Source organism: Desulfuromonas sp. AOP6 (assembly GCF_009731355.2).
In the GTDB taxonomy this organism is placed as follows: domain Bacteria; phylum Desulfobacterota; class Desulfuromonadia; order Desulfuromonadales; family SZUA-540; genus SZUA-540.
In genome coordinates this window covers 2,031,189-2,052,256 of the sequence record NZ_AP022810.1, presented here as the reverse complement: position 1 = coordinate 2,052,256, position 21,068 = coordinate 2,031,189, and the positions used below count along the sequence as shown (strand labels likewise).

The 21,068-nt window shown below is 51.3% G+C and carries 19 protein-coding genes and 1 pseudogene; 17 read left to right on the top strand and 3 right to left on the bottom strand.

Annotated features, from left to right (window positions below):
• From lpxK to AOP6_RS09610, 7 genes are all read left to right on the top strand, one after another.
• Entirely contained in the window at positions 1-1,095 is a 1,095-nt protein-coding gene (lpxK, locus tag AOP6_RS09640) for a tetraacyldisaccharide 4'-kinase (protein WP_155876532.1), read from the top strand.
• Positions 1,082-1,252, top strand: coding sequence for a Trm112 family protein (locus tag AOP6_RS09635; RefSeq protein WP_155876531.1), 171 nt, complete (start codon positions 1,082-1,084; stop codon positions 1,250-1,252). The genes lpxK and AOP6_RS09635 overlap by 14 nt, the downstream gene beginning before the upstream one ends.
• A complete protein-coding gene (waaF, locus tag AOP6_RS09630; protein WP_225897270.1) occupies positions 1,245-2,282 on the top strand; it encodes a lipopolysaccharide heptosyltransferase II in 1,038 nt (345 codons plus the stop codon). Before AOP6_RS09635 ends, waaF begins: the two co-directional genes overlap by 8 nt.
• A 62-nt stretch (positions 2,283-2,344) precedes the next feature.
• On the top strand, positions 2,345-3,442 hold the full coding sequence (locus AOP6_RS09625) for a glycosyltransferase (RefSeq protein ID WP_155876529.1): 1,098 nt from the start codon (positions 2,345-2,347) through the stop codon (positions 3,440-3,442).
• A complete protein-coding gene (locus AOP6_RS09620; RefSeq protein ID WP_155876528.1) occupies positions 3,432-4,676 on the top strand; it encodes an O-antigen ligase family protein in 1,245 nt (414 codons plus the stop codon). Before AOP6_RS09625 ends, AOP6_RS09620 begins: the two co-directional genes overlap by 11 nt.
• 170 nt (positions 4,677-4,846) lie before the next feature.
• Positions 4,847-5,776 (top strand): polysaccharide pyruvyl transferase family protein, encoded by a 930-nt coding sequence (locus AOP6_RS09615; protein WP_155876527.1) that lies wholly within the window; start codon positions 4,847-4,849, stop codon positions 5,774-5,776.
• Entirely contained in the window at positions 5,769-6,536 is a 768-nt protein-coding gene (locus tag AOP6_RS09610; RefSeq protein WP_155876526.1) for a glycosyltransferase family 2 protein, read from the top strand. The genes AOP6_RS09615 and AOP6_RS09610 overlap by 8 nt, the downstream gene beginning before the upstream one ends.
• Before the next feature lie 29 nt (positions 6,537-6,565).
• Here the strand turns inward: AOP6_RS09610 and AOP6_RS09605 are convergent, their stop codons facing one another.
• The gene (locus AOP6_RS09605; protein WP_155876525.1) at positions 6,566-7,657 is read right to left on the bottom strand and encodes a glycosyltransferase family 4 protein; all 1,092 of its coding nucleotides are present in this window, start codon (positions 7,655-7,657) and stop codon (positions 6,566-6,568) included.
• Positions 7,658-7,867: 210 nt separating this feature from the next.
• Here AOP6_RS09605 and AOP6_RS09600 point away from each other — a divergent pair, with 210 nt between their 5' ends.
• Genes AOP6_RS09600 through hldE (AOP6_RS09590) form a run of 3 tightly spaced genes read left to right on the top strand, consistent with a single transcriptional unit; the run spans position 7,868 to position 10,874 of the window.
• Positions 7,868-8,452: a D-sedoheptulose 7-phosphate isomerase gene (locus AOP6_RS09600; RefSeq protein WP_155876524.1), complete on the top strand. Its 585-nt coding sequence runs from the start codon at positions 7,868-7,870 to the stop codon at positions 8,450-8,452.
• Positions 8,449-9,408, top strand: coding sequence for a hypothetical protein (locus tag AOP6_RS09595; RefSeq protein ID WP_155876523.1), 960 nt, complete (start codon positions 8,449-8,451; stop codon positions 9,406-9,408). The genes AOP6_RS09600 and AOP6_RS09595 overlap by 4 nt, the downstream gene beginning before the upstream one ends.
• On the top strand, positions 9,405-10,874 hold the full coding sequence (gene hldE, locus AOP6_RS09590) for a bifunctional D-glycero-beta-D-manno-heptose-7-phosphate kinase/D-glycero-beta-D-manno-heptose 1-phosphate adenylyltransferase HldE (RefSeq protein WP_155876522.1): 1,470 nt from the start codon (positions 9,405-9,407) through the stop codon (positions 10,872-10,874). Before AOP6_RS09595 ends, hldE (AOP6_RS09590) begins: the two co-directional genes overlap by 4 nt.
• A 24-nt stretch (positions 10,875-10,898) precedes the next feature.
• Here hldE (AOP6_RS09590) and AOP6_RS09585 read toward each other — a convergent pair whose 3' ends face one another.
• Together AOP6_RS09585 and AOP6_RS09580 are read right to left on the bottom strand one after the other, a co-directional pair.
• On the bottom strand, positions 10,899-12,887 hold the full coding sequence (locus AOP6_RS09585) for an LTA synthase family protein (protein WP_155876521.1): 1,989 nt from the start codon (positions 12,885-12,887) through the stop codon (positions 10,899-10,901).
• Positions 12,888-12,954: 67 nt separating this feature from the next.
• On the bottom strand, positions 12,955-14,025 hold the full coding sequence (locus AOP6_RS09580) for a glycosyltransferase family 9 protein (protein WP_155876520.1): 1,071 nt from the start codon (positions 14,023-14,025) through the stop codon (positions 12,955-12,957).
• Here AOP6_RS09580 and AOP6_RS09575 point away from each other — a divergent pair.
• From AOP6_RS09575 to AOP6_RS09545, 7 genes and pseudogenes are all read left to right on the top strand, one after another.
• Positions 14,019-14,750, top strand: a complete 732-nt coding sequence (locus AOP6_RS09575; RefSeq protein WP_213194538.1) for a 3-deoxy-D-manno-octulosonic acid kinase — start codon at positions 14,019-14,021, stop codon at positions 14,748-14,750. The two genes, AOP6_RS09580 and AOP6_RS09575, sit on opposite strands and share 7 nt — an antisense overlap.
• A 92-nt stretch (positions 14,751-14,842) precedes the next feature.
• Positions 14,843-15,442, top strand: a complete 600-nt coding sequence (gmhA, locus tag AOP6_RS09570) for a D-sedoheptulose 7-phosphate isomerase (protein ID WP_225897269.1) — start codon at positions 14,843-14,845, stop codon at positions 15,440-15,442.
• Positions 15,443-15,449: 7 nt separating this feature from the next.
• A complete protein-coding gene (gene hldE / locus AOP6_RS09565) occupies positions 15,450-16,919 on the top strand; it encodes a bifunctional D-glycero-beta-D-manno-heptose-7-phosphate kinase/D-glycero-beta-D-manno-heptose 1-phosphate adenylyltransferase HldE (protein ID WP_155876518.1) in 1,470 nt (489 codons plus the stop codon).
• Between the two features lie 41 nt (positions 16,920-16,960).
• Positions 16,961-17,337, top strand: a pseudogene (locus tag AOP6_RS09560) (GxxExxY protein).
• Between the two features lie 46 nt (positions 17,338-17,383).
• On the top strand, positions 17,384-17,953 hold the full coding sequence (gmhB, locus tag AOP6_RS09555; RefSeq protein WP_155876517.1) for a D-glycero-beta-D-manno-heptose 1,7-bisphosphate 7-phosphatase: 570 nt from the start codon (positions 17,384-17,386) through the stop codon (positions 17,951-17,953).
• Between the two features lie 339 nt (positions 17,954-18,292).
• A complete protein-coding gene (locus tag AOP6_RS09550; RefSeq protein ID WP_155876516.1) occupies positions 18,293-19,249 on the top strand; it encodes a Wzz/FepE/Etk N-terminal domain-containing protein in 957 nt (318 codons plus the stop codon).
• A gap of 337 nt (positions 19,250-19,586) precedes the next feature.
• Positions 19,587-21,050: a flippase gene (locus AOP6_RS09545; protein ID WP_155876515.1), complete on the top strand. Its 1,464-nt coding sequence runs from the start codon at positions 19,587-19,589 to the stop codon at positions 21,048-21,050.
• Positions 21,051-21,068 lie beyond the last annotated feature (18 nt).

Here is a 21,068-nt window from a genome sequence, read left to right as displayed (position 1 = left end):
GTGAAGATATTGTCCTGGCATAGACGCCTGGTGTTGCAGGGACCTGACGGCTTTCTGGATCTTCTTCTGCTAGGCGTGCTCATCCCCCTTGGTTGGCTCTATGGATTGGTGGGGCTTTGCCGCGCCGCACTGTACCGCTGTGGAGTGCTCTCTTCCTTCCGGTCTCCCGTTCCGGTCATCTCCGTTGGCAATATTACCGCCGGCGGCACCGGCAAGACACCCGTGGTCGACGCCCTCGTCAAACATTTTCTGTCGCAGGGTCTGCGGGTAGCTGTGGTCAGTCGTGGGTATGGTGGTGCGCTGCAGGAACGGGTAGGGGTGGTCAGCGTTGGTGAAGGGCCGCAAATGGCCGCCGACCTGTGCGGGGATGAGCCTTTTCTGCTGGCCCGGCGAAACCCGCAAGCGCTGGTTTTTGTCGCCCGCAAAAGGGCTGATGGCGTCCGTACCGCCGTAGAACGCTATCAGGCCGAACGGATCATTCTCGATGACGGCTTTCAGCATCTCGCCGTTCAGCGCGATGTGGATATCCTGCTCCTTGACGGTAGCAAGCCCCTGGGCAACGGCCAGGTTTTGCCGGCCGGCCTGCTGCGGGAGTTTCCCTCTGCCGTGAAAAGAGCCGATCTGCTGGTTTTTACCCGCTGCCCAGAAGGTTCAGGTTCTCCCTCCGCCCCTCCTCTTTATGCCGAAAAGCCCGCTTATTACAGCCAGCATCTGCTGGCGTCCGAGGCAATTAGTCTTGCCGGCGAAGTTGTTCCGCTGGCGCGTCTGCAGACTAAAAAAGGAGTGGCCTTTGCCGGCATCGCCGACCCGACTTCCTTCTTTGAGGCGCTTGCCGCCAAGGGTCTGCTGCTTGTCGAAAACCTTGCCCTGTCCGATCATGTGGTTTATGATATTCAGTTGGTGAAGCGGTTGAGCCGCCTGGCCGAAGGCGCGGATTATCTGATCACCACCGAAAAGGACGCTGTAAAACTGGACCTTGGTGATTTTTCCGTTCCCTGCTATCAGGTTCCGCTTGCGATGCATCTTTTTGATGAGGAAGGCTTCTTTCAGAAACTCCATCAAATCATTCCCGGGAGAGATCATGCCCCTGAATAAAGAACTTTTAGAACTCCTCGCCTGCCCTCAATGCAAGGGGGTGGTGCGCTATGAAGAAACCCAAAGTCGGCTGGTTTGTGATTCCTGCTGTCTGGCTTTTCCCATCCGGGATGACATCCCGGTGATGCTGATGGATGAGGCGGAAACGCTTGGCTAGTCGAGTTGAAAATTTTTCAATAGGGTCTTCTCCCAAAAAGATTCTGGTGCGAGCAACCAATTGGATTGGGGACGGGGTCATGATGACGCCCGCTCTGGCAGCCATTCGCCACACTTTTCCTGGCGCCGAGATCGTTGTCGCCGCCAATCCCCTGGTTGCCCAGTTGTTTTCTCCTCATCCCTGTTGTGATCGGGTGTTGGTTTATGATCGGAAAGGTGACCACAGTGGGGCGGCTGGTTTCCTGAGGTTTGTTCGGAAACTTCGCTCGGAGCGATTTGACCTGGCCATTCTATTGCAAAAGGCTTTTGAGGCCGCATTGCTGACTTTTCTCGCAGGTATTCCGCGCCGTATTGGATTTTCTACGGATGGTCGACGGTTGCTGCTCACCGGTTCGGTGCCTTTAACGGACAAAGTCCGATCGCAACATCATTCACGCCATTACCTGGAAATGCTTAAAGCATTTGGGATCACGGGAGGCAGCGGTGAACTTCAGCTTGTTATCACGCCCGCCGAACGGGAACATGCACTCAAACGTCTTGGCGAGGGGTGTTGGCTCGGTGTCAATCCTGGTGCCGCTTATGGTTCCGCCAAACGCTGGTATCCCGAGCGCTTCGCCCAGGTTGCCGATACTCTGGCGGAAGAATTCGGGTTTCAGGTGGTCGTTATAGGCGGGCCGGGTGAAAAGGCGATAGGCCAGGATATTGTCCAGCAGATGCGGCACCAAGCGCTTAATCTGGTCGGTGAAACGTCTGTACGCGAGATGATGGCGGTCATTGCACATTGCTCTTTGATCATCAGTAACGACTCCGGGCCGATGCATGTGGCAGCCGCACTGCAAGTGCCAACAGTTGCTATATTCGGCCCAACGGATCACACCACGACTTATCCCTGGACTGCGCGCTATCGTGTCGCTTACCAAAATGTTGAGTGCGCGCCTTGCCTTAAGCGCGTCTGCCCGACCGACCATCGCTGCATGATCCTAGTGACGAGTGAAATGGTGGTTTCCGCGGCACGAGAAATTTTGAAATAACCCTCTTAGTTAAGAATGCTGCTGTTAGCACAGTCGGCAGTCTCCATGTGTGTGTGTGCTCAATGAATATCTGTCTTTTCAATTCCTGTCGTGCCTGGGGTGGTGGCGAAAAATGGCACCTAGAGGCGGCTGAATTCCTTGTGAAGGAAGGGTTTCAGGTAACTATTGCTGCCCACCCCACCGGGGATCTCCTCAAAAAAGCAACTCAGGCCAGTATCCCCACTAAACCTGTGTGCATTGGGAATTTGAGTGGACTCAATTTTATTAAAATATGGTCACTGATACGGTGGTTTAAAAAGTCTCGTACCCAGGTAGTTATTCTCAATCTCCCTTCCGATCTTAAAGCAGCCGGAATCGCAGCGCGCTTAGCCCATGTTCCGAAAATCATCTATCGCCGCGGAAGTGCTATCCCGATCAAAAATACATTTCTCAATCGCATACTCTTCAAAAAGATTGTGACAGAAATTATTGCGAATTCTTTTCAGACCAAAAAGACTATTCTCCAAAACAATGCTCATCTATTTCCAGAAGAAAAAATCCACGTCATTTATAATGGGATCGACTTTCGGGATCTTCAAGATGAAAAGAAACTGCAGTTAGACGAACGAAACAGACCGGTAATCATCGGCAGCGCTGGACGGTTATCCTATCAGAAAAATCAGAAGGCTCTGATCGATCTTGCGGTTCAATTAAACACAGCAGGGATTGACTTCAAAATCAAGGTCGCTGGTGAGGGTAAATTACTAAAAGAACTAGAGGATTACGCTGCTGCACAAGGAGCGTGTGGCAAAATTGATTTTATCGGTTTTGTTGAAAATATGAACGCATTCATGGCCAGCGTGGATGTCTTTGTGCTTCCCTCAAGGTGGGAGGGGTTCGGCTATGTGCTGATTGAAGCCATGGCTGCAGGAAAGCCAATTGTAGCTTTTGATGTTAGCAGTAACCCGGAAATTGTTCAGGATGGCGAAACAGGTTTTCTGGTTCCTTTTGGCGACATCCACGCCCTCAAAGAAAGGGTACTTTGTTTATTGAAAGACTCGTCACTCAGGGTAGCTTTTGGTGCACGTGGACGCCAGATTGCTTTAAAAAAATTCGATAGAGGTCATAATCTCGCTAGCTTGGTAAATGTGTTGAAGGAGAACTGTAAATATGGTGCTTGACGCCTTGAACGATAAACGTACACAGATATTTTACGGATTGTGTTTCGCCTTTCCTGTTCTGTTTGGAACCGTAAAGAGTTGGCACAGCAGCTTGTTTCTGGTGGCGTGTCTGTTTGGTCTTCTTTTGCTGAAGGGCACCGCCTGGGATGAAATTCCCAAGGGACTAAAATTGTTTTTTTATGCGGTTATCGTATTCCTCTTGGCCGCTGTGGCCAGCTTGGTGAATGCCGATGATTTGGGGCAAGGAATCAAGAGACTGACCAAGTTGAGTTACCTGTTAGGTTTTTTTGTTCTGACAATCGGCGCCGCGAAGGTCAAGGTTGACCTTTCCATTGCCTACCTGAAAGGAATTTGCCTGGGGTCATTCGTGCTATTTGGGGTGGCGATTTATCAGACCTTTTTACTTGGATTTGGAAGAGCGCAGGGGATCACTAACGCAATTGTCTTTGGCGATGTCGCCATGCTGTTTGCTGTTATCCTTTTTGTGTCTCTGGTTTATAAAGACGGTAACAGCCACTGGCTGCTGTTGAGTTTGTCTTTGGCGGCCGCCCTTGGCGCGAGCCTTTTAAGTGGAGCGCGTGGAGGGTGGTTGGTTTTGCCTGTTGCTCTTTTTTTTCTATCCATGCTGATGGGAAAAGCGTTTTTCTGTCGTAGAAATCTTGTTGTTGTCGGTTTTGTCATGCTTTTGCTTGCCGGAGGCGCAATAAGCTTTAATGATCAAATCGGTCCTCGCCTTAGTCAGGTCTTTGTCAATTTTAAGGATTTTTCTACAGGACAGAATCTGAATACCTCACTGGGGCATCGCATCCTCATGTGGGGGATAGCCTGGGAGCAGTTTCAGCAGAACCCGCTGGTCGGATCCGGCCTCGGAGACTTCAAACACGATAGCATTGCGGCAATGAGCGCTGGCAAAACGCAACTTAATCACGAATACAGCCATGCCCACAGTATTTACTTCGAAATGCTTGGGAATGCAGGGTCGCTTGGGATGTTGTCCATGCTCGTAGCACTCATTGTGGTGCCGGTCGGTTTGTTTTTCAGGGGATGGCAAAATTCGGCAAACGACTGTCAGCGCCGGGTGGCTTTAACTGGATTGCTGATCGTAGTGTCTTTTGCCATATTCGGCCTTACAGAAAGTTGGGTGTCTCGGTCGCCATTCATGATTGTCTACAGTTTCTCTTTGTTCGTTTTTTATTCTTCCCTTAGATTTTTGAGCTCATCAGAAAGAATTTGACTCCTTGGTAGCAAAAAATCAGTATCCATTATTGTTGATTGATAAAAATTAGATAAATATAACTGGTTCCGCAGGGACTCGTTTTTAGGGAATGAATAGCTGGGTTTTACCTGGATACTGTAACTCGCGTTTTTCGGGTATGGCTAAATCGGTTTTGGGGGAGGTTTTTGATGTATCTCGAATACTCGCATACTGTTGGCGGAAATTTTGGAGATGACTTAAATCCGTGGTTATGGCCACGCTTGATTCCTGAGTTGCTGGCCGTAAATGATAGTACTGCCTTCCTTGGTATAGGAACTTTGCTGGACCAACAGCGTGTCAAACGCACTCTTGGAAAATCAAATTCAATTGTGGTTTTCAGCTCCGGTATGGGGTTTGGATCCCCCCCTAAAATTGATGAGCGATGGAAAATTTATTGTGTGAGGGGGCCACTTACCGCCAAAAGGCTCGGATTGCCAAGTGAAATGGCTATTGTCGATGGGGCCTTTCTTCTTAGGACTGTTGCTATGCCTGACCCCTCAGGCTGTTTTCCAGTCGGGTTCATGCCTCATCATAGGAGTGAGGTTTTTATTGATTGGCACAGTGTCTGTGAGAGGGCAGGTGTGAAATACATATCTGCTAAACAGTCAGTAGATAAAATACTTGCTGATTTGCGCGGAACCAAGCACTTGATTACTGAAGCCATGCATGGAGCTATTGTTGCGGATGCTTTGAGGGTGCCATGGATGCCTGTAAGGTTTAGCCCCAAGTTTATGCCAGAGAAATGGCAGGATTTCACTGCTTCGATCAATCTTAATATAGAAACGAAGGTTTTGCCCTTCCTCAACCAATATCGGATGCCCGTTGGTCAGTTTATTGAAAATTCCGCTAAAGGGTTTGTTCGGAAATTACATATTGGGCCTGAAAAGTGGGATCGGCTACCCCGCAATTTTAGGTGTTGCTCAGATTCGGATATCGATTCGCTGGCTAAGACTATCACTTTGTATTCAAGGGATGCAGTTTTTTACCTGAGCAAAGATGAAGTAACTTCTTCTTTGACAGAAAGACTTTGTGAAAAGTTGGAAGAACTTAAGAAAGACTTTAAGGTTTATCATGGATAAGGCCACAATATCTGTTGTGATGATAGTTAAGAACGAAGAGTCAAAAATAGAATCCTGTCTGCGAAGTCTTTCGTGGGCTGATGAACTCATTATATTGGATTCTGGAAGTACAGACTTGACCGTCGAAATATGTAGAAAATATACAAAAAACGTTTACATTGAAAATGTGTGGCATGGATTTGGCGCGCAGCGCCAATTAGCGGAAAGCTATGCTAGTGGAGATTGGATATTTGCTATCGATGGCGATGAGGAAGTTACGGAAAAATTATCAAAAGAAATACAGGGTGTTGTCGAAACTGACGCAAGAGATAAGGTGTATGCCGTTCCTCGTCTAACGTGGGCATTTGGTTCTTTTGTCAGGCATAGTGGTTGGTATCCGGATTATGTAGTACGGCTCTATCCTAGAAAGAGAGCCCAGTATAACGATGCGGTGGTTCATGAACGCGTCATATTCGGATCAGATATGAATCTTCATTATCTTAAAAATGATCTTCTTCATTATAGTTACACAAACTTGGAGAGCTGGGTTGCAAAATCAGCAAGATATTCTGCGTTGTGGGCAGAGGCAAAACATGCCGAGGGCGTTCGTTGCACTTTTGCTGATTCTATTACACACTCGATTATGTTTTTTTTGAGAGTGTACGTCGTAAAAAGAGGCTTTCTTGATGGTGCTGCAGGTTTTATGGTTGCAGCTACAGGAGCATTTTCGAGATTTCTTAAATATAGTGACCTTTGGTTACGTCAAAAAAATAGAGTTTAGCCAACGAGCATTTTTGTTATTTGGGGCGCTTAACTTTCCAAAAGCTGTTGATACACTTCCAAGGTTTTTCCTACTGTTGTCGCGTGACGGAAATCAAGCCTAATCCTGTTTCGCGCTGCTTCCCCCATCTTCTTGGCCAATGCCCTATTGTCATATAGGGATCTGATCGCTCCGGCTAACTCCTTTGGGTTGCCGGGCGAAACCACTAAGCCACTTTCATTCTCAACAACAAGTTCAGGACTGCCGCCGGAGCGGGTCACTATGGGGGGGATGGCATACACCATGGCCTCTATAATGGCTTTGGGTAGCCCCTCTCTTTTCAGGGCAGGAAGAACCGCTGTGCTGCATGCAGCTATCAAGGCAGGGGCATCGGTTCGGAAGCCTGTGAGGTGGATATTTTTTGCATTGGGACTGGATCCGATAAGAGGAAGCAACTTGGAGGAATCCATTTTTCCGATGAGAAGGAGATGGACGGAGCCATCGGTGGGGAGATAATTCATGGCCTCAATCAGAATGTGAAGCCCTTTACGCGGTCGGTCATTGGCGATGCAGCCAATAACAAAAGCATCCTTGGGGATGTCTAGTACCGTTAGATCAGCGGGAGTAGCATTGTACCAGGCAAGTTCGTGTCCCTTGTGAATCGTCACCACCTTTTCAGGGGTAAGCCGGAGGGGACCTATTCCAACTTTTAATAGCGTCTTTCGAATAGCTTCGGCAACACAGATGATTCTGTCAACCTTGGGGTGAAGGTAGGTTGTCCATGAGGCCGGGTCAAGATAACTGACATTTCCCTCAATTCCTCTATAGCATATGATCTTTATAGGGATACCTGTTGCGGCTAGAAGACCGTTTGAGGTTGTGCGATTGTTGAACATGTGCAGGATGTCGAAAGGCTCCCGCTTTAGTTTGTTGCGAATATAGCGGATACCATGCAGGTCAAAGCGCCCTTTAAGTTTAATCTCTTCAAGAGGCACACCTGCCTTGCGGATTGTGTCGTTATGGGGTGCGCCGGGGCTGGCAATGACATGCAAGTCGATTCCGGCCTCTTTCAGCTTGATAAACATGTGCGCTTCAGGGAGGTCGCTAAAAGAAGTCAGGCAAAGGACGCGTATCTTTTTCATGGGATTTTAAGGCTTTCCTTACGTTGTTTATGGATGAGGTCGAGGCTAGTTTGAAAACCGATGTTTGTCAAGATGTCAGAGGCTTATCTGGGAGCATTGAGCCCCTTTCCACGGTATAAGAGAATCCGAGGAATAAATTGACATTCCCTTGTCTAGATTTTATTTTAAGGGCCTTGGTGATCTGATTGCGAACGGGAGAAACGAGCGGTTATGAATGAGGAAATACGGCTGTATCTCGAAGGACATATAAGAGCTGTTGAAATAGTTGCATCACAGATGACGGATTCGATTGCCGGTGCTGTTGAGCTTTTGCAGCAGACCCTGTCCGGTGGTGGAAAGATTTTGATCATGGGTAACGGCGGCTCTGCCGCCGATGCCCAACACTTTGCTGCCGAGCTGGTCGGCCGTTTTATGATGGAGCGCAAGGCGCTACCAGCTATCGCCCTCTCTACCGATACCTCCATTTTGACAGCTGTCGGCAACGACTATGGCTTCAATGAAATATTCAAGCGTCAGGTCGAGGCGCTTGCCCTGCCCGGCGATTTGGTCATCGGAATCTCCACCAGCGGCAATTCTCCCAATGTGGCTTTGGCCCTGGAAGCTGCCAAGGCTGCCGGTTGCCAGACCATGGCGCTTCTGGGCCGCAACGGCGGAAGCATTGCTCCCCGTGTTGATTTCCCCCTTGTCGTACCTATCGAACAGACGCCGCACGTGCAGGAATGTCACCTGATGATTATCCACCTGCTTTGTGATCTGGTGGAGCGTCGGCTCTTTTCTGGTCAGGGGGAAGCATGAAACCATATCAACCCATCGACCTTTCCTCCATCAAAACCTATCCCATTTCTTCTCGGGACAACAAGGTGAATATTGAGGAACACTTCGCCGCGCCTCTGCGCCAGGGAATGTCCTTCGAAGACTTTTTCACGGCGTTGCCAAGGTTGCTTGGCGCCGATAGCCTGCGGGGTGTCGTCGATGCGGTCGTTTCCGCCCGTGGTGCTGGTCGGCCTGTTGTCCTTGCCATGGGGGGGCACGTTATCAAGTGCGGCCTTCAACCCGTCATTCGCAGCCTGATCGAAGCTGGCGTGATCTCCGCCATCGTCATGAACGGCTCTGCCGCCATCCATGATTTCGAAGTCTCCTTGACGGGCAAAACCTCTGAAGATGTCGGGGCTGTTCTACATTCGGGGGATTTCGGTTTTGCCGAAGAGACCGGTTCGGGCATGAACAGCGCCCTTGCTGAGGGCTTGCCGCGCGGAATAGGGTATGGCCGGGCGATTGCTGAGGCAATTGTTGAAAGGCAACATCCCTATGCCGACTACAGTGTGCTTGCTACTTGTCACAAACATGGTGTCCCTGCTACGGTGCATGTCGCCATTGGTACCGACATCATCCACCAGCATCCGCAAGCCGATGGTGCCGTCACGGGTGAAATGAGCTATCGTGACTTCCGACTGCTGGCCGCCGTGGTGGCTGATTTGAGTAGCGGCGTCTGGCTAAATGTCGGGTCTGCCGTGCTTCTCCCTGAAGTTTTCCTGAAAGCTCTTTCTGTGGTACAAAACCTGGGACACCATGTCGATAATTTCACTACCGCCAACTTCGACATGCTTCAACACTATCGTCCTTTGCAAAATGTCGTCAAGCGACCTACTTCCGGCAGCGGCCGGGGTTTTGCTATAACCGGTCATCATGAAATTAACATTCCTTTGTTTGCTCTGGCCGTGCTAGACAGGTTGGGAGTAAAAAATAAATGAAGCGCACAGCTGTCGAGAGTTTTCTGAGTGGTCTGCCGAGCATCAGGGCTCTGGTGGTCGGCGACCTGATGCTGGATGAATATCTGTGGGGAAATGCCGATCGTATTTCTCCCGAGGCGCCGGTTCAGGTGGTAGATGTCAAACGGCATGACCTTCGCCTTGGCGGAGCCGGTAATGTCATCAACAATCTTTTGCGACTTGGCTGTCAGGTGGATGTGGCAAGCGTCTTGGGCGAAGATGAGGATGGCAAGCTGCTACGCAGGAGGCTTCAGGAATTACAGGTAGGGATCGACGGCGTACAACAGGTGCCAGGCCGCACAACCAGCCGCAAAACCCGAGTGCTGGCCAGCAACCAGCAAATGCTGCGTATCGACAGGGAAAGTTGCGAGGCCATTCTTGGAATGCAGGAAGATGCCTTGGTTGCCTACATCAGGCGTCAAATGAATCATGTCGATGTGGTTTTGCTTTCCGATTACCTCAAGGGCGTGCTCACCCCGCTGGTCTTGCGTGAGATTATCGATGCTGGGCGCCAAGCAGGTATTCCTGTGGTGGTCGATCCAAAAGGCTCCGATTATAGCAAGTATAAAGGGGCGACCCTCCTGACCCCCAATCGTAAAGAAGCCCAGCTGGCATCCCAAATAGAGATAACAGACGATGCTACCCTGCGCGTTGCCGGTCGCAAGCTTTGCCGCGAACTTGATCTCGATGTATTGGTATTGACGCGCAGTGAAGAAGGAATGTCTCTTTTTAAGCGCAATGGCACGGAGGTGGATCTGCCGACTGAGGCTCGGGAAGTTTATGATGTTTCGGGTGCTGGGGATACTGTTTTGTGCCTGTTTGGAGTAGGATTGGCTGGTGGTCTTTCTTTGGAAGACACGGCTTATCTTGCTAACGTTGCTGCCGGGGTGGTGGTCGGCAAGGTGGGGACGTCGACGGTTTCACCCCATGAAATTCTGGAGGTCGTCGAAGGGCAGCACCTGGATACCGACCGGAAGATCAAATCGCGCTGCCTGATTTCAGCTGAAATGCAACAGGCCCGAGAGCGTGGCCGTACCATCGTTTTCACCAACGGCTGTTTTGATCTGCTGCATGTCGGTCACGTCAAATACCTGCAGAAAGCCCGGCGCTTGGGTGATCTGCTGGTTCTGGGGCTCAACTCTGACACCTCCATCCGTCGCCTTAAGGGGGCCAAACGCCCTTTCATCGATCAGGAAGAACGCGCCCATATTCTCGCGGCTCTCGACTGTGTTGACTATGTCGTGATTTTCGACGAAGACACTCCCCTTGAACTCATTCGTGAAGTCCGTCCCCATATCCTTGTCAAGGGGGGAGACTACCAGCCTGACCAGGTTGTTGGTAAAGAGATCGTTGAAAGCTATGGGGGGCACGTTGAACTCATCACTTTTGTTGACGGAAAGTCCACGACCAATATCGTTGAAAAAATTTTACAGGCCTACCAGGAGTAAAAGCAGAGGACGTCGTCGCAGCTGTTAGATGCGCTGATCCGTTCCGTCGTCGTTTTTTTCAGTTTTTACGTAGGATTTTCCCTTCGGCTCAGGAAACCATAGATTTCTGCTTAAACGATGATCTGCCACCTGCATTCTGGCTTTTACAGCTTTGCTGTTTTGCGCCAGCGTATCCAAGTCGTGCTCGTACAGCCCTCCTGAATCCAGGTCGGTATGCCGTGAAAAGGTGAACCAGCCTTTGCTGTCGATCCAGCCTGTCACGCCGCCACGTTGCACCTGGGCCCCCTCCAGGTCGCCAGCGGGGAGCAGTAATGACTTTCCGTAAGTCGCCAGGTTGTCCGGCACATCCAGCAAGGTCATGAGGGTGGGCAGAACGTCATACTGAGAGGCGTATCGACTGTCGCGACCCGGTTCGATAGATCCATCCGGCGTGTAGATAATGAGCGGGATTTCGAACTCGCTCTCCAGGGACGTGCCCTCTGATCTTAAAACATGATCGGCAATGAATACGAAGACCGTGTTCTTATACCAGGGCTGTTCGGCGGCCTTTGCCATAAACTGCTGAAGCGACCAGTCGCTGTATCTCAAGGTGTTCAGGTACGCCTCTTCCTTGCCGGCATGGTGCGGGTACAGATGAAACTCCCGGCCGGGATCAGGAAAGGGTTCGTGCGTTGTGCCCGTGAAAACAAAGGACAAAAACGGCTGATGCTTTACTTTGGGGGAGGCAAGATAATCCGCCATGAACATCAAGGCTTCGAAGTCCCAGCCAAAACGCGGCACTTCTCCGGGATACTGTCGTCTTATCGGCAGGTCTTCCTTGCCGAAATAGGCATTGAACCCCAGGGCCGCGGCAATGCTATCCAGATGAAACGAGCGGCGATTGGAGGATTGGACCATCACGGAATGATAGCCTCGCTCACCCAATAAAGCAGCCAAACGTGTCATCCGGTTCAGTTCCTGCCCCCAACCGATGATGGGCTGGCTTTCCAGCACGGGTACCGAAGTTAAAACGGCTTGGATGCCCTCAATGCTGCGCTGCCCCGCGGCAAAAGTATTGTCCCAAACCCGTGCTTTAGGAATCAGGCTGTCAATAAAAGGGGTGGCGCCATAATCGCTGCCTGCCAGGCCATCTATGTACCGGTAGCTCCAGCTTTCAAGCAGAACAATAACAATATTTTTATTTTCGGGGGTATTATCATCAGACAAAATACGAATAAAGGGATCTTCTCCTTTGTCTTCAACGAATTGAGCTTGCCATAGGTTCAATTCCTGCGGGCTCAGGTAGGTCAAAGACTGGCTGGAATCATAGGATTTCTTGAGACCAAGGCGAATGGAATGCACTAATGAAAAGGCACCGTTAAGGGCCAGAGAGGCTTGTTTCTCATTGCCGGCCATGTAGGCATCCACCATGCTGATGGGTTTTCCCTGTACCAGGCCACCTCGCGCACCCAGTAGCAGAAGCAGGAGCATGAAAACTGTATATGAGAATGAACGCCTCCAGGAAAAACTGGAGTCGGCTGGCGGCGCTGATGCAGGCCGAACTACAAGGGCATGCCAAAGAAAGGCCAAGCCCAGTAGGGCAAGACAGGCCAGGGCCATTTCCGTCAGGCGGGATTGAAGCGCGAGTTCAATCAGCATGCCCCAGTCGTGTTTGAGTAACAGGATTTCGCGCCCGACGTGGCGATAGACTTCGCCAAAATAAAACAGATCCGCAATGTTCACGATCCAGAGGACGCTCAAAAAGCTGAAAAGACTCCAGAGAGAGACTTTTTGCAGCCGAGGGGTGTCTACGATGGGAAAAGGCAGGACCAGTGCCAGAAAAAAAATGCTACCTGCAGCAACCGTAATCGACAGATCAAAACGCCAGCCGACAGCAAAAGCCTTGAAAATCTCGATCGGGGATAGTTTCTCGAAATAGGCCGGGTAGGTTGCCCAATAGCCCAGGCGTAGGATAGAAAAAACGCCAACAGAAAAGAGTACGGCGCGCAGTGGAGATGAAACCTGTTTAACCATGTGGTGAATCCCTGCTAAGATGCAGATTTGCTCGCATAAATTGTCTGCCAGGGATTATAGCGGAAAGTCAGTCTGAATTGCTACCCATAACTTGAGTAAGGCACTCAATAACCTCATCTGTTGTGATCATCAACATCGCCTCCGGATTCCTGACCCGCTTGCCCCAGCGCAGTTCTTCCACGCTTTTGCCGTATTCCGCTTCAATTGCCTCAGGATATCTGCTGACCGTCAGTTCCCGGTGGCAATAGGGGCCGGTGCGCTCGGGGTTCGAGGTGGCATAGAGGCCGATGACTTTCTTCCCCAGGGCGTTGGCCATATGGGCGGGACCGGTGTCGGGGGCGATGACGACTGCGGCTTTATCGAGCACGGCAAGCATCTGCTTGAGAGTGGTGCCGCCCACCAGGTTGACGGGCGTGTGACGGCAGGCGGTGACGATGGCCTCGGCATAGGCTTTTTCGTTGGCGGCCGGCCCGCCCGTCAGCACGGTGCGCAGGCCGTGGGTCTCAAAGGCATGGTCGATGACGGCGGCGTAGGACTCCACGCTCCAGTTGCGCCAGTTGCGGGCACGCGCGCTGGAGCAGGGATTGATAGCCAGGAAAGACTCGTCAGGCAGCATCTTGCCGGCGGCCTCTCGGGCTGCAGAGGGAATGGGGATGTCCCAGCGCAGAGGAGCGGGCTCCAGTCCAAGCGCTTTGGCAAATTCCAGAAAACCGTCCAGAACGTGCTGGCGTTTCTGGGGGGCGATGCGGGCGTTGGTAAAGAGCCACTGTGCGTTGGTGGCGCGGGCGCGGTCGAAGCCCAGGCGGATGTCGGCGCGGATCAACAGGCTGGCCAGGCTGGCCCGCAAGGCGGCCTGCATGTGCAACAGCACGTCGAAGCGCCTGTTTTTAAGTTTTTCGTGCAGCTCCCGGTAGGCTTTCACGCCTTGGGACTTGTCAAAAATGATAAATTCAACGCCGGGGATGTCGCAGACCAGGCTCGCTTCGGTCTTGCCAATAACCCAGGATATGTGACATTGTGGCCAGTGCTGCTGCAGGGTTCGCAGGGTCGGCAGCACATGGGTGACATCGCCCAGGGCGGACAAACGTAAAATACAGAGGCTCTTCGGGGGAGCCGATAATGGCAGGGATAATGACATCTGAACTGGATCCTCGCATCGTCAGAAGTGGAAATCGGCACATTCTATACGATGCCGCGCGGATTGCAAAGCCTTCCGACGACATTTTCGATCCGGAAAAGCTTGCCGCGGGCGGCTTTCTGGTCGGCAAAGCTCTCGGCCGGGGCGAGGCCTATTTTCTTCGCTATCAAGGGCAGGATTGGGTGCTGCGGCACTATCGTCGCGGCGGTCTGGTCGCCAAGCTTTTTCACGACCACTATCTGGGGTGGCACCCCGGACGATCCCGCGCCTGGCGGGAATGGCGTCTGCTGGCGGTGCTCTATGCCCAGGGACTTCCGGTTCCTCGGCCAGTAGCAGCCAGTGTGGTATCGGGTTTTGGCGTCTATCGGGCGGACCTGATCACCGAGCGTCTTGCCGACACCAGCACTCTGGCCGACCGGCTGAAAAAGGCCCCGCAACCCGAAGCCGTCTGGCTGGCCGTTGGCCGCTGCATCAGGCGCTTCCACGACGCCAATGTCTTTCACGCCGATCTCAACGCCAACAACATCCTTCTGGATGGACAAGGGCAAGTCTACCTCATCGATTTCGACCAAGGCTGCTTCCGAAAACCCGGTTCGTGGAAACAGCATAATGTGGCGCGTCTGCTGCGTTCCCTCAAAAAAATCCAGGACCGTCACCCCAACTTCCATTTCAGCCACGAAGATTGGCTGGTGCTCTTACAAGGGTACGAGGATGCCAAACGCTGAAAAAGAGTATCTATCTTGTTATTTCCTGAGGTAATCGGTATAGTTAAGCGAGTTTTATCCGACATCTAAACACTGATCATCGAGACAATCCCATGCCTGAAGATCGTATCTCGCCCAAAATCAACGAACACCTGAGCGGCCATATGCGCACCTTGGAAAAGGTGGTGCAGCAGATGGTCCCCGATATCCGGCGCTGCGCCCTGACTCTTATCGATGCCATGGCCCGGGGCAATAAGCTGCTGGTCATGGGAAACGGCGGTTCCGCCGCTGACGCCCAGCATATGGCGGCAGAATTCGTGGGTCGCTTTCTGCGCAACCGCAAGGCCCTGCCGGCCATCGCGCTGACCACCGACACCTCCATCCTGACGGCCGTCGGCAACGATTTCGGCTTTGACGAGGTGTTCAGCCGCCAGGTAGAAGCCCTGGCCGCCCCAGGCGATATTGTTTTAGGCATTTCCACCAGCGGTCAGTCTCCCAATGTTCTAAGAGCTCTTAACCTCGCACAGGAACGTGGTTGTACGACGATTGCTCTTGCCGGCAAAGACGGCGGCCCCATCGCCCAAGTCACGGATCTGGCCCTGGTTGTTCCCGCTGCTCACACTCCTTACATTCAAGAAGCCCACCTGACCATCATTCACATCCTCTGTGACCTGGTGGAAGAGGCTCTTTGTACCCCTGCGGAAAGTGCATAGATCAACCATGAATTACGGCGAAACGGAAAAACTGCTGGAATCCTTTGAAAATCTATCCATCCTGGTGGTCGGCGACCTGATGCTCGACGAGTATCTCTGGGGAAAATCCGACCGCATTTCGCCGGAAGCGCCGGTTCCCATAGTAAACATCACAGGGGAAGACCTGCGCTTGGGTGGGGCTGGCAACGTGGCCAACAATCTGTTGTCCCTCGGCTGCCGGGTGCGCGTCGCCAGTGTTCTCGGAGAGGACGCCGACGGCCGCAGGCTGCAGGAACTGCTGCAGGCGCGCCGCATCGATGTCGATGGCCTGGTCTGGGACGCGGGCCGGACCACCAGCCGCAAAAGCCGTATCCTCGCCAGCAATCAGCAGATGCTGCGCATCGATCGCGAGGTCTGTACCCCCATCTCCACTGCAGACGAGGAACGCCTGCTGGCGAAAGTCCGGCAGTTGCTGCCCGACGTGCAGGGGATTCTGCTGTCCGATTACCTCAAAGGCGTTCTCACGGAGAGAGTCGTCCAGGAAATTATCGCCCTCGGCCAGGCCGCCGATCTCCCCGTGGTCATCGATCCCAAGGGCACCGATTACCGCAAGTACCGCGGCGCCACCCTGCTGACTCCCAATCGCAAGGAAACCCAGCTGGCCGTGGGGATCACCATTGCCGACGAGACAAGCCTGCGCCGGGCGGGTCGGCAACTTTTCGATGAACTGGCGCTGGATGCCCTGGTGGTGACGCGCAGCGAAGAGGGGATGACCCTGTTTCTTCCGGACGGGCAGGAAGAGCACTTCCCCACCCTGGCCCGCGAGGTCTTCGATGTCTCCGGTGCCGGCGACACCGTGCTCGCTTCCCTCGGCGTCTGTCTGGCCGCCGGGGTATCCGTCAACCAGGCCGCCCGTCTGTCCAACCTGGCAGCCGGCATCGTCGTCGGCAAGGTCGGCACATCCACGGTCTCTCCCGAAGAAATTCTCGAAGAGCTGTCCCACCAGCACAAAGACAGCGATCTCAAAATCCGCAGCGCCGCCTCCGTCAAGCGCCTGCTCGAAAACGAGCGTCAAAAGGGACGCACTATCGTCTTCACCAACGGCTGTTTCGACCTGCTGCATGTCGGGCACGTCAAATACCTGCAGAAAGCCAGACGCCTCGGTGATCTGCTGGTCCTCGGTCTCAACTCCGACGCCTCCATCCGCCGCCTCAAGGGGCCCAAACGCCCCCTCATCGATCAGGACGAGCGCGCCCATATTCTCGCCGCCCTCGACTGCATCGACTACGTCGTCATTTTTGACGAAGACACCCCCCTCGAACTCATCCGCGAAGTCCGTCCCCATATCCTTGTCAAAGGGGGCGACTACCAGGCCGACCAGGTCGTCGGCAAGGACGTCGTTGAAAGCTATGGCGGCCGCGTCGAGCTCATCACCTTCGTCGACGGCAAGTCCACGACGAATATTGTTGAAAAAATTTTGCAGGCTTATCAGGACTAAATCGATTGAACCACCAAGCCACAAAGACACCAAGTAAAGCAATTCCAGAAAAGACAGATGAAATTGCTGCATCAATTGTCGATGCCGCTTTTTCTGTTCACTCCAAATTGGGGCCGGGTCTTCTTGAAAATGTCTATGAAGCCTGCCTTGCTCATGAACTGCTGAAAAGAAAACTGGTTGTCCAAAGGCAGGTCTCTCTTCCAGTCGTGTACGATGGTATCAGGCTCGATGCGGGGCTCAGGCTGGATATGGTGGTTGAGGACCAGATAGTCATAGAACTGAAGGCCGTAGAAAAATTCTTCCCGTGCATGTTTCTCAATTGCTCACCTATCTCAAGCTTTCCAGCCATCGACTGGGTTTTCTCATAAATTTCAACACCCCCTTGATAAAGCATGGCATTACCCGATTGGCTCGTTAGTTTTTCTTGGTGACTTGGAGCCTTGGTGGTGAAAAGGATTATTTTTATGGTAAGAGCCGTTTTTCTCGACCGTGACGGCACCATCAATGTCGAGAAGGATTATCTCCATCGCCTCGAAGATTTCGAATTTATCCCCGGCGCCATCGAGGCCATTCAGCGTTTGAAGGAGGCGGGATTTCTCCTCGTGGTGGTGACCAACCAGTCGGGTATCGCCCGTGGCTATTTCACCGAGGACGACGTCAACAGGCTCCATGCTCATATGCAACACGAACTGACCCAGCATGGCACCGGCATCGACGCCTTCTATCTTTGCCCCCATCATCCCGACTTCGGTACGAAGACAGGGGAGGGCGACTGTGATTGCCGCAAGGGAAAACCGGGAATGCTGCTGCAGGCAGCGAAGGACTGGAATATCGATCTGTCCGCCTCCATCATGATCGGCGACAAGCGCGCCGATCTCGAAGCAGGCCGGGCCGCAGGTTGCTATACTGTTTTGGTGCGCACGGGGTATGGAGAGATAGAATATGCTCAGGGCGCCGGCGTATTGGCTGACGCCATAACCGATGATCTGCTGGTTGCCGCTCATCATGTTTTGGGTGTTAAAGGTGAGGTGTAGAATGCGAGGATGATAAGCTGGTGGTCTCTTTTGATGCGATTTAGTCAGACAAGGCACGCCTTGCCGTTGTCGTCCTCGACTAACTGACGCCTCAGGAAGTCTTCGATGAAGCCCGATGTGGTGCACCTGTCACTTGAATTTACCCCGCTCCTGTTCAGGTCTCCGTAAATCCTTATCCTGAAAATACGGCAGAAAGGTGTAGATCGGTAAAAGGTTTTCCTATAAGGGAATTTCTGATTGCATAGGGTTTTCTGAATCTTTATACTTCGCGCTTGGTTAAGTATAGGGACAGTCTCCTGGCAAAAGATGAGAGACTGAATTTTATGGGGATGATCATATATGCAAGAAATGCACAATGATGAAATCGATTTGATTGATATTCTGCGGGTTTTGTGGCAGCGCAAAGTCATGATTTTTGCAATCACCCTGGTGGTTACCCTGGCTGCTGCAGGCATCAGCCTGGTATTGCCCAAGGTCTATGAGGTGTCCACCATTATCGAGCCAGGCATCCGCCTCATTTCCGACACCAATGGGGAGACTCTCAATGAAATGATGGTCGTTTTGCCAGGCACCATAAAAGAGACAATCCGGGGAGGTGCCTACAATAAGGCAATTCAGCAAAAACTAAAGATCACCGGCAGAGAGTATCCTGATGTTAAAGTCGAAATTCCCAGGGATACAAACTTGGTTAAAATGAGTATTCAAAGTGGTGACCCGGTTCAAGCTGTGGCTGTTTTGGAAGAATTGCTCCAGCATATTCAGAGCGATATTCAAGAGAAGCTTTCTGGCGAGAAAAAGATAATATTTAAACAAATCAGGTTGGAAGAAATAAAATACAAAAATTTCGAGGGGAAAATAACTCTGCTTGAAAAGCAGTCCAACGTGATTTCGTCCAATATATCTAACAAAATACAAGCACTTGAAAAGATCAGACAAAAACCCTTGGCCGAGGGGTCATCGAATGCCATATCGATGCTCATCTATTCCAGTGAAATACAGAATCAGCAAATGTATTTAAATGGTTTGCGAGAAAAATTAAAGGATCTCCAGGCCGAGATTTTGGCATCCGAAGTTTTAATTGAAAATCTGCGCTTAAAGTTGGGAATGTTGACAAGTACGAACGTGACGAAAGAGCCAACGGTTCCTGCCAAACCAGTTAAACCTAAAAAGACATTGATTGTCGCCGTGGCTGGTGTTCTTGGACTCTTTGGCTCAATGCTGCTCGCTTTTCTTTTTGAAGCCATCAAAAGGGCAGGGGGACTGTCTCGCGTGAGTGGGGTGTCTGGCGTGGAGTGAACTCGTTACCGGTAAGTGAAAAGAGTGTAGTTAGCGCTTTTGGAGTTTTTACGCTCCAGACATGTGGAAATTTATTTGCTTGGAAATGACGTGTGCCACACAGTTGGCGCTGTTGACCTGCGGCTTGGTGCCCTGGTACATTTCTTGTTTAGTAAGTTGAACGTATTTGCTGAAGGGTAGCAGCCGCTGCCCAAGAACGTGGGCGTTTTGAGGGAAACTGTCGTCAATCTGGCCTGATCCTCGCGTAGGGTACGAATGGGCCTGAAGGAGGTCAGGCCTCTTTTTAAAATTGGCTTGTCCCCTTAGGTGTTTAAGCCTTCACTAAGAATCACCCAATATGAGCATTCGAAAACACACAACATACAATCTGATAGGCACGATTCTGCCTTTGGGTATTTCGCTGATCACAATACCGATATATATCGACGAGATTGGTGTCTCGCGCTATGGCGTCCTGGCAATTGCCTGGCTATTGCTTGGCTATTTCGGGCTTTTTGACCTTGGCTTGGGGCGCGCTACTGCTCAACGAATTGCCATGTTAGGGAAAGAAAAGTCTGCTGAAAAAGCTGAAACCTTTTGGACAGCATTAGCGATGAATTCTGGTATGAGCGTGTTGGGCGCTTTATTGATGTGGCCCGTCGCACTATATTTTTTTGGCCACCATTTTACCGTAGAGGGGCCCTTAAAACCGGAAATTTTAGCGGCTATCCCCTGGCTCTCTTTGGCGGTCCCGATTGCAACCATGGCAGGGGTACTAACAGGGACATTGCAGGGGTGTTATAAGTTTCTTGAGCTCAATATCATTTCGGTAAGCGGTTCAATATTGCTTCAAACTATTCCACTGGCTGTTGCTGTACTTGTTGGCCCAGATCTGACTGGGCTCATTGTTGCTACCATACTTACCCGAACTTTAGTCATAACTTTATTGTTCCAGCGGTGTTACTCATATGTTATCTCAGGATTTAAGTATTCAGTTTCAAAAGGTTTGGCCGGAGATCTGCTACGCTTTGGTGGTTGGGTGACAGTTTCTTCGGTGGTTGGGCCTATGATGGTCATTCTTGACAGGTTTGTTATTGGCGCCCTTCTTGGCGCAAAGTACGTCACTTTTTATACAGTTCCATTTCAATTGGGTGAAAGGAGCAATATTATACCGATTGCGCTATCATCTGCTTTGTTCCCGCGTCTGGCTCAAGCAGGGATTGGGCCAGATGGGTGGATGTTGGCGGATAAGGCAATCAAGTCTTTGGCTGTGGTTATAACACCTTTATTCTTATTGGGTATTTTCCTGATGGATTGGTTTCTCTCTATCTGGATTGGGAGAGAATTTGCTGATCAGGCAAGTTTGGTAGGGCAAATTATTTTGTTAGGATTCTGGGCGAATGCAATAGCCCGCATTCCTCATGCGCTCCTACAAGCGTCTGGGCGGCCTGATGTCGTTGCTAAGTGCCACTTGGGGGAAGTGTTACCCTACTTCGCGCTGTTGTATATTGGATTGCATTTTTTTGGTATCTCCGGAGCGGCAATTGCGTTTTCTATTAGGGCCGCAGTGGACGCCTCCTTGTTACTGTATTGGGCAAAAATTTTTAAGCAATCAAAATCTTTTCTGTTTTTTCCGATTTTTTTGATGTGCCTGGGATTAATATTGGTCAGAAATCAGTACGCTGGTTGGGTGTGGCTGACAACAGTAGTCGCAGTGTTTTTTACCTCTGTTTTGTGGGCCATTCATAATATGCCTAAAGAAATTAAGGATATTGTAGCTCGATTCATTCCGTTAACTGTTGCATTTCGGAATGGCAAATAAATGAATTTTGAGATGTGC